At 40.0% G+C, this 13412-nt stretch carries 10 protein-coding genes and 1 pseudogene; 2 read left to right on the top strand and 9 right to left on the bottom strand.

Translation table 11 applies throughout. From position 1 onward, the window contains the following. Nucleotides 1-161: 161 nt before the first annotated feature. Together KQ486_RS07095 and KQ486_RS07100 are read right to left on the bottom strand one after the other, a co-directional pair. Nucleotides 162-2096 carry a coiled-coil domain-containing protein gene (locus KQ486_RS07095; protein ID WP_216687164.1) on the bottom strand — a complete coding sequence of 645 codons (1935 nt, stop codon included), beginning with the start codon at nt 2094-2096 and terminating at the stop codon, nt 162-164. Between the two features lie 3 nt (nt 2097-2099). Further along, nucleotides 2100-4094 (bottom strand): efflux RND transporter permease subunit, encoded by a 1995-nt coding sequence (locus KQ486_RS07100; protein WP_216687188.1) that lies wholly within the window; start codon nt 4092-4094, stop codon nt 2100-2102. A 224-nt stretch (nt 4095-4318) separates the two neighbouring features. Here KQ486_RS07100 and KQ486_RS07105 point away from each other — a divergent pair, with 224 nt between their 5' ends. After that, nucleotides 4319-4891: a TetR/AcrR family transcriptional regulator gene (locus KQ486_RS07105; protein ID WP_216687165.1), complete on the top strand. Its 573-nt coding sequence runs from the start codon at nt 4319-4321 to the stop codon at nt 4889-4891. Between the two features lie 549 nt (nt 4892-5440). On the opposite strand, the gene KQ486_RS07110 is transcribed toward KQ486_RS07105, so the two are convergent. The 7 genes and pseudogenes from KQ486_RS07110 to KQ486_RS07140 form a co-directional block, all read right to left on the bottom strand. Beyond that, a complete protein-coding gene (locus tag KQ486_RS07110; RefSeq protein ID WP_216687166.1) occupies nt 5441-6091 on the bottom strand; it encodes an SDR family oxidoreductase in 651 nt (216 codons plus the stop codon). A 16-nt stretch (nt 6092-6107) separates the two neighbouring features. Beyond that, nucleotides 6108-7439: a CoA-disulfide reductase gene (locus KQ486_RS07115; protein ID WP_216687167.1), complete on the bottom strand. Its 1332-nt coding sequence runs from the start codon at nt 7437-7439 to the stop codon at nt 6108-6110. 319 nt (nt 7440-7758) lie between these two features. After that, nucleotides 7759-8925, bottom strand: coding sequence for an MFS transporter (locus KQ486_RS07120; RefSeq protein ID WP_216687168.1), 1167 nt, complete (start codon nt 8923-8925; stop codon nt 7759-7761). 123 nt (nt 8926-9048) lie between these two features. After that, on the bottom strand, nt 9049-9462 hold the full coding sequence (locus tag KQ486_RS07125) for a YbaN family protein (RefSeq protein WP_274236889.1): 414 nt from the start codon (nt 9460-9462) through the stop codon (nt 9049-9051). A gap of 384 nt (nt 9463-9846) precedes the next feature. Then, the gene (locus KQ486_RS07130; protein WP_216687169.1) at nt 9847-10977 is read right to left on the bottom strand and encodes a CaiB/BaiF CoA transferase family protein; all 1131 of its coding nucleotides are present in this window, start codon (nt 10975-10977) and stop codon (nt 9847-9849) included. Nucleotides 10978-11133: 156 nt separating this feature from the next. After that, nucleotides 11134-11668: pseudogene (locus KQ486_RS07135) on the bottom strand (hypothetical protein). A 104-nt stretch (nt 11669-11772) separates the two neighbouring features. Next, nucleotides 11773-12336 carry a TetR/AcrR family transcriptional regulator gene (locus KQ486_RS07140; protein WP_144163176.1) on the bottom strand — a complete coding sequence of 188 codons (564 nt, stop codon included), beginning with the start codon at nt 12334-12336 and terminating at the stop codon, nt 11773-11775. Between the two features lie 141 nt (nt 12337-12477). On the opposite strand from KQ486_RS07140, the gene KQ486_RS07145 reads away from it, so the two are divergent. Further along, the gene (locus tag KQ486_RS07145) at nt 12478-13398 is read left to right on the top strand and encodes a DsbA family protein (protein WP_144163174.1); all 921 of its coding nucleotides are present in this window, start codon (nt 12478-12480) and stop codon (nt 13396-13398) included. The last annotated feature ends 14 nt before the right edge of the window (nt 13399-13412 follow it).

Here is a 13412-nt window from a genome sequence, read left to right on the forward strand (position 1 = left end):
CGTTACACTTCATAAAAGTCATTATGTTATTGTTATCTTCCTAATTATACCCATCAACAACCCACCATCAATACGTTAATTGAACTAACTCTTGAGGGCATTCCTTATAATAACAAAAACAGAAGCGCTCCACCATCAGGGAGTCACTTCTGCTTTCAACTTTATGAAAATAATGCTTTAAATTTTTCCCAAAAACTACTTTTTTCTTCTTTTTCAGGCTCTTCTTCATCAGGTTCATCTACTTCAATACTTTTCGTTTGGATCACAAACTGAACGTGGTCCACTTGTTCATTTTTCTCAGAAACAAACGAAACGGGGTCGAAATCTGATTTATCATATTGTGAGATCATCTCGTCAATTTCTTCGGTCATCTCTTGTGGCATATCTTTTGTTGAATCATGAAGCTCTTGTGTGCCGTCTTTCAGTTCAACGACGCCTTCTTCCAATTCGCTGACACCTTGGTCGAATTCATTGATTCCTGTATGAATGTTTGAATAAGAATTCGAAAGTTCACTGACACCGTTTGTGTATTCAGCAAGACCAGTATGGAAGGAGCCGTATTCTTTCGTTAAACTGGCAATTCCATCTTTTAATTGTTGCAAGCCGTCTACGCCATCTGACGCAGGTGAAATCTCACTCGCCATCGTATCAACGTTAGTAGTCATTTCATTTAATCCCGCAATCGTCTCTTCTAATGAACCGACTACTGCTCCAAGAGCTGCTTTTGCACCTGGTTTTTCTTTGTTACCGAAATATGTGCCTTTAGCAGCTTTCACTTTATTAAAAGCACCTTCTAACTCTTTTATCGTGGATGAGAATTGTTCATTGCTAGATGGACCTTTTTGTAATTTTTGTAATGTTTCCTGTTCAATACCTGCTTCCCGTAGTGCTTCGATTTCTTCTTCATTGAATGTAACCGATTGTTTTTTCCATTCATTAAGAGCTGCAAATTCTTCGCTTAAATCGGATGGAATGTTAGCCATCGCTCCATCTAACGCTTGAAAAGCAGTAGAGTAATTGTCTTTAAGCTTTTGCAATCCGTCTTTCATTTCCGACAAACCTGCAGATAACTGCTTAAGTCCTTCGACCAATTGATCCTGCTGACTTGTATCGACGTCAACATCACTTAACGAACCATTCATCGATTGTAGTGCATTCTCAATTTCTTTTGATCCATCAACTAATTCTCCTGATGATCCATCAAGTTCTGCAATCCCATCTCGATATTGAGCGGACCCGCTAACCAATTCAGTGGCGCCGTCGTTCATTTCTTTGATTCCAACGACTAAGTCACTGACACCAGTATTCAAATCAGCAATCGCATCGGATAACGTTCGAATATCACCCGTCATCTCATCCGTTTCTGGATCTTCAATCGACATGGATGATGGAACACCCGATATTTCGATGCCGTCGAATTCAAATTGAGTCGTATTCGCTTCAACGGTAAATGTTTTTTCTTTTTCAGGCATTAACGTAAATGTGACTTGCTGTGTTTTCCCTGCGTTCGCTACCATTCCATCTGGTGCTTGGATATCGGAAAATGATGCCGAGTCAAACGGTAGTGTCAATTGTAGCATATAGTTGTTGAAAAACGCTGAACCATGATTCCCATTGGCTTTTGCGTCCACTTCAATTTTCACTTGACCTTCTTTTCCCGCCAATTTTTCCGGCGAAATTTTTTCTCCATCCAAATAATACGTCACACCGATCGACCATGGGAGCTCAGGGTTTTCCATATTTCCTTGATAGTAAAATTCTTCATCAGACGCTGTAAATTCGACTTTGTCACCATCCAACGCGACCTCTGTCATATCGGTCAAATTTCGAACACTCGTATAGTCACCATAGTCCACAATCGTTCCTTCATCTACTACATCGAAACGATTGACGACATATAGTTCTTGCTGTTCACCAGTCGGTGATAATGTTGCATAAATCACTTCATCTTTCCCCGACATTTTCCCCGTCTCTTCACGTTCATTATCTTGATTCGTCTTGTTATCACTCGTGTTCGCTGAAACCGTCGTAAGCAGTGTTGACACGAGTAACACAACGATCGTTAGCAGAAAAAGAATCTTTTTTATATGTTTCATGCATCATTTCTCCTTATAAAAGTTGGATTTCCATGTCGTTTTTCCAATGACTCTATCAAATACAAACAACATCGCCGGTAGGAAGAAGACGACCATAATGAATGCCAATAAAGCGCCTCGTCCCAATAACAGACCAATCGCTGATACGACCGGATTTGTGGATGTCAGCCATAAAATGAAGCCGACACTCGATAAAATAGATGCCGAAATGGCTACAGCAAATATTTTTTCATCGATCGTTTTCTTAATCGCTTTAAAGGCTGTCATTTCTTTTCGGTTTTCCGTGTAGTTCTCTGTAAATAGTATTGCGTAATCAACCGTAGCCGCCAGTTGCACTGTACTGACTATTAAATAACCGACAAATACTAGTGCTGAATCGGTGAAATATGGAACAGCCAAGTTAATCCAAACGGCCGATTGAATCGTCAGCAACAAGATCACTGGGTAGGAAATCGATTTAAATGAAATTAATAATACGAGCGCAATTGTGACAACTGTTAATACGTTTACAACCGTGTTATCTCGCTCGACGACGTTTTTCATGTCATATAATGTCACGCTTTCGCCTAGTGAGTAGACTCGATCTTCTGCATAATATTGATTTGCTTTATCTTGAATTTGTTCCACGACGTTGAAGGCTGTCTCCCCTTCTTTATCCGTGTTCGTCTGTAAAATAATCCGGCTGTAATTTTCTGAATAGAACTGCTCGACCTGTGATTCTTCCAGATATTCTGGTGGAATCGCTGGATCAACGGTATTCACATAAGCTAAGACACTTGTCACATGCTTCATATCTTCTAGTTCATGTACGAGTTGCTCTTCTTTAGCAACTTCGCCTTTTGGAACGAGCAAGACCATTTGTGTATTTTTACCAAATTCTTGTTCTATTTCAGCAATGTCTGCTCCAGCCCTTGTGTTTTCAGGCTGGTCACCAATTCCGTAAATAAAGTCTATTTCACTTTGAGCCAAAAACGCTGGTATGATCAACGCAAAGACAATTAATAGGCTTGGGACCTTAAATTTCATGACCCATTTTCCAATTCGCTTGAATTCAGGAATAATCGGTTTATGTTGTGTTTTATCAATCCATTTATAAAACATAATCGTCATCGCAGGTAAAAAGACCATGACACTGATAAAACTTAACACAATCCCTTTCACAAGGCTGAAACCTAAGTCTGAACCGATTTCGAAATTCATAAACGTTAACGCAATAAACCCGAAAAAGGTTGTTGAAGCACTAGCGATGATTGCTGGGAATGAGCGTTTCATTGCCAGAGTCATCGCTTCTTTCGGATCCGCTACCTTTTTCCGATAATCACTGAAACTATGGAGTAAAAAAATTGCATAATCCAGTGAAACGGCGAGTTGCAGTATCGGTGCCACTGATGATGTGACAAATGAAATTTCTCCGGTGAAAATATTTGTCCCCATATTGATCAAGACTGACACACCGATCGCGGTCAAAAAGAAGATAGGTTCCGCCCAGGAGTTCGTCGATAAAATTAGTATGATAATGATGGTTGGTATAAGCAATGCCGCTGCAAACATTGTTTCAGAAAACGCCATCTTTTGCTGGGTCGCTGTATCTAGGGCTTCCCCTGCCATCGCATTTTCTTCACCGATTAATTCATAGATTTCATCGGTTACTGCGACTTCATCGCCTTCACGGATTGTAAAATTGAAAAGCGCATTACCGTTTTGATAATAGGATTCGACCGTCTCTTCATTTGCCATCTCAAGTGGCTGCTTCAAATCAACGGCATCATCCAGCCAAGTGACATCGGATACACCATCGATTGCTTCTAATTGTTCCTTAAACTGAAGTGCTTCTTGAATGGTAATGTCTTTCATCATGACATTCGTATTCGGAACAGCACCATCAAACTCTTCATCCATAATATCCATTGCTTTCGTTGATTGAGCATCCTCCGGTAAATAATCAGCTACATTATAATTAACGGATACTCCAACTTGCGCAATGGCACTTAAAATCATTAACGCGATAAATGTAAAGAAAATTGATTTTTTATATTTAATAATCTTAGCTGCAATGTCGATTGCCACGCACCCTCTCTTGCATCAAACAAATTTCCACTATATCATTATATAAACACCGTGTTGGATTTACAACAAACAGTATTGTATCTCATGTCTGAAAACCAACACATTGCAAGTAAGTTGTTGGATATCCATAAAAAGTTCACAAAGAAGGTGCTGAAATGAACAAACGGTTAGATCGAAGAAAGCAATATACACGCATGGTTCTAAAGGAAAGCTTAATGGATTTAATGAAAGAAAAACCTATTTCCAGTGTGACGGTGAAAGAATTATGTGAACGGGCAGACATCAACCGATCGACATTTTACACACACTACGCAGATCAATTCGCTTTAGTCGAACAGATTGAAGACGAACTGATTCAAGATCTTGAAAAATACTTAAACACAGTTAACTTTGATACAGAAGAAGAGACGAAGGAAATGACGGAAAGGCTCCTTGAATACCTCGCTTCAAGGGCAGATGACTGTAAAACATTATTAAACTATGATGGAGACTCTACTTTTCAGCGAAAAGTGACACTGGTTGCTTATCGTTTTATATTAAATGAACAAATGACCGCCAAACAAATTGACCCAACCATAACGGAATACATCAGCTCTTTTATTGTGAATGGATGTATTCAAATGATGAAGCTGTGGCTCTATAACAATATGGACAAGAGCCCAAAAGAAATGTCTCTATTAATCAACAATTTCATTAATAAGGGGCTATATGGGTTAAGTGTGAAGTAGAAGATCACTTCCTAAAGCTCAATTCGCAGATAGAGTGCTATAAGGTAGCGTTATCTTTAATTCGACGAGCTCTATTCATAGTTAGCACACTAAATTTTAGTTCTATTTTTGATTAGATGCGTTCTATTCAGGGGTAGCACAGTTGATTTTTGCTCTACCCTCGATTAGAAACGTTCTATTCAGGGGTAGCTCGGTTAAATTTTGTTCTACCCTCGATTAGAAGCGTTCTATTCCGGGATAGCACAGCTAATTTTAACTCTACCCTCGATTAGAGGCGCTCTATTCAGGGGTAGCTCGATTAAATTTAGCCCTTCCTTCGATTAGGAGCGTTCTATTCAGGGGTAGCACAGTTAAATTTTGTTCTACCCTCGATTAGAAGCGTTCTATTCCGGGATAGCTCGATTAAATTTAGCCCTTCCTTCGATTAGGAGCGTTCTATTCCGGGGTAGCAATTGAAAAATCACTTCTATCCCTGATTAGAAAGTGCTCAAATCCAGACAGCTCATCCAAAAAACTAAAACGCTTGGACAAATGTCCAAGCGTTCCCATCTAAACTGATTTCACCGCTTCTTCCACCGGTGTTTCTCCACTAATGACTTGAAACTCTTTTCCGATTGTTGAATCATTTTTCAACGTAGCGAAAATTGTTTGTGCAACGTCTTCACGTGGTACCTTTCCAAGCTCTCCACTCATACCGACAGTCACTTTACCCGTCGCTTCATCGTTTGTGAGACCGCCTGGATGAACAATTGTATAATCAAGGTCAGTGTCTTTCAACCACTCATCTGCATAATGTTTCGCTGCAACGTACGGTGCGAATGATTCAGGTGCTTCTTGAATCGCTTTTCGTGTTGTGTCAAATGAGCTGACCATTACAAACCGCTTCACCCCAGCTTTTTTCGTCGCTTCAATGGTTTTAACCGCACCATCCAAGTCAACCATAATCGTCTTATCTTTTCCGGTCTTCGGTCCAGATCCTGCAGTGAATACAACTGCATCAACATCTTTAGCCGCTTCAGCTATGTCATCGATTTCACCTTCTAAATCAACAATGGCTGTATCTGCGCCTAACTCCTTAAAATAAGATGCTTGCTCTTCTTTGCGAATCATCGCTTTTGCTTGTAAGTCATCTGACTTTTGAATGAATGAAACTAAATGTTTACCGATTTGTCCGTTTGCTCCGACAACAAGTACTTTCACACTACCACTCCTTTATTTATTTAGCTTTTCTACCCATTTGCTGTAGCGGATCCCATACTCCGTTATAAGGTGGCGCATAGGATAGGTCGACATCAACGAGTTCGTGAATGGTCATGTCGTGATATAATGCCATCGCCAAAACATCGACGCGTTTATCGACGCCTTTCTTTCCGATAATTTGCCCACCGAGTAGTTTTTTCGAATCGCGATGGTAAATTAACTTCATATGAAGCGTTTCCCCTCCAGGATAATAGCCAGCATGAGAATTTGCCTTTGATGTTTGGACTTCGTAAGGGAATTTCAACTGTTCAGCTTCACGTTCAGATAAACCGACTCGACCTAAAGTTAAATCAAAGAATTTAATGATCGATGTGCCAAGAACTCCTTTGAACTGAAGTGGGTTTCCTGCCATATTTGCGCCAGCGATTCGACCTTGCTTATTGGCCGTCGTTCCAAGCGGAATATGGTCATCCTTCTGTTTTATCCGATGAAAATCCGTCGCGCAATCTCCCGCTGCATAGATATTTTTCAGTGACGTTTCCATATATGGGTTCACTAAAATAGCTCCCCTTGGATTTAAATGAATGCCGGTTCCCTGTAAAAATTGGGTGTTGGCCAAGACACCGATCGCCAATAATACGAAGTCTGTTGAATAAGTATGCTGATCGGTTTTCACACTTTCCACTCGATCTTTCCCCGAAAATCCTGTGACGGATTCACCAAGTTTCAGGTCAATTCCCTTTTGTTTCGCTTCCTCATGGATGAGGTCTGCCATATCCGAGTCAAAAATCGGGGCAACCTGTTCTCCACGTTGAATCAATGTCACTTCTTTGCCTAATGTTTTGAAGCTTTCAGCCATTTCCAGACCGATATAGCCTCCACCTACTATTGTTACATGTTCCACACCTTCATCCAAGTCTTGCATGATTTCTTCAGTATCCGTCAATGTTTTCAACGTATGGACACCCTTCAAGTCAATTCCTTCCCATTTCGGTTTGACAGGATCTGCTCCGGTTGTAATCAACAGCTTGTCGTAGGAAACTTGAAATCCATCTCCTGTCTCCAGGTCGATTCCATAAACGATTTGATCTTTTACATTAATATTCGTGACTTCTGTGGAAATTCGTGCATCCATTCCATACTTCTCTCTAAACGTTTCAACCCGCCGTGCAACGACATCCTCCAGCTCAGGAATCACATCATTAATGACATAAGGCAACCCACATTGCCCGTAAGAATAATCTTCACCACGTTCAAGAACGGTAATTTCTGCTGTTTCATCCGTTCGATAAATCTCCATCGCTGCACTCATCCCTGCAGCCACACCACCGATAATGACATATTTCATCTCTATTCCTCCTCTGCTTTCTCAATACCCGAAAAATGGAATTGTTATTTTTTGTTGGTCGTATATATTTTGAATTTGGGTCCATATATCTGATGACCGGGAGCATATCTCACCCGCTTGGTCCCATATCCATATGTAATAGGCACATATAACGAAGATCATGGCTCATATATTGCCCAAAAGGTCACATATCGTCACATTCATTTGACTTAATTCAACATACCAAGCGCATTTTTCTCCACAAAAATGCTCAGAAAGTCAAAGATCACCTACTTAAATCCATATAGAAAAACAAACCCAGTGAAGATCCCTGAGTTTGTCATCCAATAGATAGTTTATTCCGTTTGATATAAATCATGAACAGTCCAAATGCGATCGCAGAAAGAACGATCCCTGATACATATGGCAAGCCAATCCAAACCATGTATAATGCTCCACCAAGGACCGGACCAATAATTCTTCCTAACGAACCGAAAGAAGATAAATAACCAGTCACTTCACCATAACCTGACTTGGCTTGTTTCGTCAGTAACGACGATACGCTCGGTCGAATGACTCCGTTTCCGACACCGAAAATCGTTAAGAAAACGGCTGCGGTAAGGAAGTTTTGCGTTAACAAAATCAAGCCCATACCTAAAGCAGAAACAACAATTCCCATTTGAATGATTTTTATTTCTCCAAATTTCTTTGTCAGCTTTCCCATCGAACCTTGGACCGTCGCACTTGCAAGGCCCATAATCATGAAAACGTAACCCATCGACACCGCATTTAACCCAGCTTTTACAGCGGCAAAGTATGCAAATGTCGCTTCAAGACCCGATAACGACACGGCGATAAAAAATTGTAAGAAGTACAACATCGCCATCGGGCTTTTCATTGCTTGTCCAAGTGCTTTTGTCCTTTTCTCTTTCGGCTGCTGTTTTCGATCAGAAAGTTGTATAGATTCCTTCAAAATAAAGAAAACAAAAATCATCGTTAAAAACGACACCGTTCCGGCTATGTAAAAAGGAGCTTCAAGGCTTATTTTTGAAAACACCCCACCGACAGCAGGACCAAAAATAAACCCGAGCCCAGTCGCCGCTCCGATGATGCCCATTCCTTTACCACGATCTTCTTCAGAAGTCACATCAGCTACATACGCCATAACTGTCGGCATATTGGCGGCTGATAAAAATCCACCAATAACTCTTGCGACGAAAAGCATCCATAAATGTGTCGCAAATGCGAGAAGAAAAAACGATAGGGATAACCCGAAAATACCGAGCATGATCACCGGTTTCCGGCCAATTCGATCGGACACCCTCCCCCACATCGGTGCAAAGACAAATTGCATGAATGAATAAACGGCCATCAACAAACCGAGTTCAGTTGCTGATGCACCTATTTCTTCCGCATAGTAAGGAAGAACGGGAATAATAATCCCAAACCCGAGCATAACGAGAAACATGATTAAAAATAAGATCGGTAACACACGTTTTGTAGTCAAAATATTCACCTAGTTGCTTGTTTATTTACTTGATTCCATGCACATTATAGCACAATGATTTCTGTTCAAAATAGTCTTGTCCATTTTTCGGTCACCGATTGTCATCTAATTTATATAAAATCCTTAATAAGATTGTCTTTCATCGCTTACTTGATTAGGTGGTAACGTAGGGATTTTTTTAATGAAATAGTAATGCTTTATAATTCCTAACGTGAAAATAATTAGTTTTACTGCCCATATATCTACAATAATAATAGATATAATGATGAAAAAGTCCGCCACTATATTAATACGCACCTTTTCTTTCATCGTCATTCCTTTATTTTCACGAAAACGGACAACGTAATTTTCGTAATACGTTGTTCCTTTAAACCATTTCTCCAGTCGTTTTGAACTTTTCAGGAAACAATAGGAAGCAAATAAGAAAAAAGGAATCCCTGGTATGAGCGGCATAATCACACCGACGACACCCATAGCAAATGAAAGTAAACCGAGTACGGCAAAGATAAATTTCCTTACAGCTATTATAGTAATCACCTAACTTATCTTCTATTCTTATCTGTCTCTATTGTACATGAGAAATGTTCAATAAATCATTGAAAAGAGAACAGTTTAATGAACAATGAGCTTCGAGGTAAGGATAGAGAGCACTTCTATAAGACTTTTCGAAAAGTTATCATGACCATTCAGGGGTATAGAGTGCTTCTATAGGACTTTCCGGTAACTTTTTATGGCCTTTCGGGGGTATAGAACCCTCCTATAGGACTTTCCCGTATTTTTTTCACGTCGTTCAGGGGTATAGAAGCCTTCTATAGGACTTTCCCGTATTTTTTTCACGTCGTTCAGGGGTATAGAAGTCTACTATAAGACTTTCCGGTAACTTTGCACGGTCGCTCGAGGGTATAGAACGCCGTCTCCCCACTAAACTTGCTTTTTATCCGCCAATTCTTCAAGGATTTCTTCCGTATGTTCACCATGTTTGGGTGACGGGTCAGTTGCACGACTTTTAGCATTTGATAATTTTATCGGATTTCCAATCATTTGCTTCAACCCCGATTCACTCGATTGAATCATCTCACGTTCTTGTAACTGAGGATTTTCTAGCATTTCATCGAACGCATAAACAGGTGTCAAACAAGCCTCCAACTGTTCAAAGTTTTTGAGCCATTCCGACTGGGATTGTTGTTTCATAATCATTTCGATTTCAGCAATCATCTCATTTTGAACATCAAGAGCGGCATGTTGTAACGGAACAAAATGTTCACGATTGATTCCTTCACAAAACGCCTTCCAAAATTTCGCTTCAACCGCACCGAGGGCGACATACTTCCCATCCTTCGTCTCATATACCTGATAACATGCATAACCGCCATTCAACAATTCTGATCCACGCTTTGGCGAAACCCCCGCTACATGGTTTGGCAGCATCATATGTAACCAAGAAACCACGCCATCCAACATGGAAATATCAACAAACTGACCTTCCCCCGTTTTCTCTCGTTCGATAATCGATAGTAAAATGCCAACCACTGCCGGATAGGCTCCTCCACCGATATCTGCAATCTGGGTCGACGGTACGATTGGTTTCCTCTCTTGATCTCCCATTAATTGCAGTAAACCAGCATAGCCCAAATAGTTTAAATCATGTCCTGGTTCTTGTTGAAATGGGCCATTTTGCCCGTAACCCGTAATAGCACAATAAATAAGACCTGGATTCACAGACTTTAACGTTTCATAGTCCAAGCCAAGACGTTCCATCACACCTGGACGAAAAGACTCAACAATGACATCAGCCGTTTCGACCAAATTCAGAAAAGAATGCTTATCCGCTTCATCTTTTAAATTTAGTACTACACTCTTTTTATTCCGGTTCAGTGAATGGAAGACAGCGCTATTTTCATCTACTTTTGGTTCAAAATCCCGCAAATAATCTCCTCGGCTAGGGTCCTCAATTTTAATGACTTCCGCCCCAAAATCCGCTAACATCATCGTACAATAAGGACCTGGCAACAATCGTGATAAATCTAATACTCGAATGTGATTCAAAATCATTTGCATTACCCCATTTAGCTATCGTATTTATCTTAATTGTAGCTGGAAAATTGTTTTATTGTAAGAGTAATTAGACATTTCACGCAATTTATTCTATGTGCACAAAAAAACTCAGACTAAGTCTGAGTATCTTTTCGAATGTTCTCGTTAAACGATTTATTTCTCACGAGGCCATATAAAATATGTTAGAGAAATCACATTATCCACAATAACAATAATTCCCCAAAACTTCAGCGTACTCTCTAGGACGGTGGTATCTGTGTCATTTCCTATGTAATAAATCATAAATAACAGGACTGCTCCCCCAATCATATAAGCCAAAATATGTTGGAGCGAGCCTTTCATACTATGTTTCGCATATGCGATACCAACACGACGGGATCGGTTTTGGCCCTTCTCGTTTTACATAATACGCAAAACGTTCGTCAGCCCATTGAATGATGCTTTTTCCATAAATAATAGAGACCGCAATATAAATAGGCGCAATCGCATCAGCAGTAGTCGGCTCTCCACCTCGATACATATCAATCCCAGTCACTAAAATTAAGATTAGATCAACAACTGGCGTCATCGCTAAAAGGAGGATGCCTATTCTTTTTTGGTTAAAGATATACCTCATCACTAATCCAGCAATAATAAAAATCCAAAAACCAACCTCACAAGCTACAATTGTCCAGGCGATTAAGTTCATGTGTCACCCCCATCAAATATAATTGCCGTACAATATACACTATTTTCGCGACATTCATAGAACCTTTATTGTTCTAAATACGGCTTCATTGTATTAAAGATGTTTTATTCTTTTACAAGTTTGACTAGATAAGGAATGACAGATTGGATATACCCCTCTGGTTTTTCATCAAAATGGTATTTTTTCCACTGATCAGACGCGCCGTACAATCCCCAGGCGAGCATATTAGACAATATTTTTAATCCTTGCTCTTTGAAGTCCTTCTCCTCTTGTCCGTTTGCCAACAGTTGAAAAATAACTGTTTCAAGCTGTTCACGAATGATACGGGCGATCGTCTCTTCATACCCACGATGACATCGATTGGAAAGAGATTGTTGGAATTCAGTAATGGCTAAAAACATATCGGTTATTGATTGCTCGTCAAGCGTTCGTCCGTCGAATTGGTCAGCACTCAAATTGATTAACAGAACTTCGGATAATGCTTTTTCCAACAGATCGTGTATGTCTTCAAAATGATAATAAAAGGTCGCTCGGTTGATCATCGCTTCTTCCGTAATATCTTTCACGGTAATATCCCGAAATTCTTTTTGTCCGGAAAGATTGATAAACGAATCCATAATAAGCTTTCGGGTCCGCAAAACTCTTAAGTCTGTTTTTGCTTCGGACATGATTTTCACCTCATTATTTTCAACACTTTCTTAAATGTGTCGGATATACAACAGATTCAATGTTTTACTGGTTTTTCTCTTCTATATTATCGACTATGATGGAATCACAAGCAAATTGAATGTTTAAGAGGAGGAGTTTCAATGAAAAATAATTTAATATGTGATCCAAATACAGGTGTGTGCGGTGTCGGCGATGAAGAAGAAATGGAGGTAATTGATTTGAATCAACCACAAAAAACAATCGACGTTTATTATGTTACGGACCCAATGTGTTCACATTGCTGGGCAATTGAACCAGTACTACGACGTTTCAGAAAACAGTACGGTCACTATTTCCGTTTCCATACGGTGATGGGTGGTTTGCTGGAAAAATGGGGAGACGGACCTGTTGACCCAGCTAACGGAATTTACGGACCTGCTGATGTCACAAAACATTGGCGCGAAGTCGGTGAGCAAACACGGATGCCAATCGACGGATCACTCATGCAAGACAATCCAGTGCAATCATCATACCCTGCATCAAGAGTATTTAAAGTCATTCAAAATATGCACGGAGATGATGTTGCAAGCACTTATTTACGTCGTACACGGGAAGCTGTTTTTGCTTTCAACAGAAATATTTCTGATAAAGAAGTACTCGTGAAAATAGTAGATGACATGGGGCTCGAAGGTGAAAAAATCGTTACACAAGCGGAAGAGCCTAGTGCACAAAAATTGTTGAACGAAGACTTCCAGCAAGCGAGAAATCTTGGTGCGATGGGCTTCCCTTCTATTTTAATGATTAATGAAGAGAAGAAAGGCATTAAGATTGTCGGCGGTCGTCCATTGGATGCATATATTCAAGGATTGAAACAAGTGTTAGGCGTAAATGAATTAGAGCCGAAAGAGCAACCAACGCTTACGGAACTACTCGCTGAAGAAGAGCTTTTATTTTCTAAAGAAATTGAAGTGATGTATGACGTGGATCAAACGAATATCGCAAGCTTTATCGATGAGCATCTGAACTCGGAACAATATGATGAAAATGAACTGCTCGGTGAAAAGTATATTCAAATAAAATAATGTTACTGAAAAGC

It is taken from the genome of Allobacillus halotolerans, from assembly GCF_018967645.1.
Lineage (GTDB): Bacteria > Bacillota > Bacilli > Bacillales > Alkalibacillaceae > Allobacillus > Allobacillus halotolerans.

What these genes read in the sequence shown, in the direction of transcription:
- KQ486_RS07095 (WP_216687164.1), bottom strand. Translation starts at nt 2,096, where the DNA reads ATGAAACATATAAAAAAGATTCTTTTTCTGCTAACGATCGTTGTGTTA.
- KQ486_RS07100 (WP_216687188.1), bottom strand. Translation starts at nt 4,094, where the DNA reads ATGATTTTAAGTGCCATTGCGCAAGTTGGAGTATCCGTTAATTATAAT.
- KQ486_RS07105 (WP_216687165.1), top strand. Translation starts at nt 4,319, where the DNA reads ATGAACAAACGGTTAGATCGAAGAAAGCAATATACACGCATGGTTCTA.
- KQ486_RS07115 (WP_216687167.1), bottom strand. Translation starts at nt 7,439, where the DNA reads ATGAAATATGTCATTATCGGTGGTGTGGCTGCAGGGATGAGTGCAGCG.
- KQ486_RS07130 (WP_216687169.1), bottom strand. Translation starts at nt 10,977, where the DNA reads ATGATTTTGAATCACATTCGAGTATTAGATTTATCACGATTGTTGCCA.
- KQ486_RS07140 (WP_144163176.1), bottom strand. Translation starts at nt 12,336, where the DNA reads ATGTCCGAAGCAAAAACAGACTTAAGAGTTTTGCGGACCCGAAAGCTT.
- KQ486_RS07145 (WP_144163174.1), top strand. Translation starts at nt 12,478, where the DNA reads ATGAAAAATAATTTAATATGTGATCCAAATACAGGTGTGTGCGGTGTC.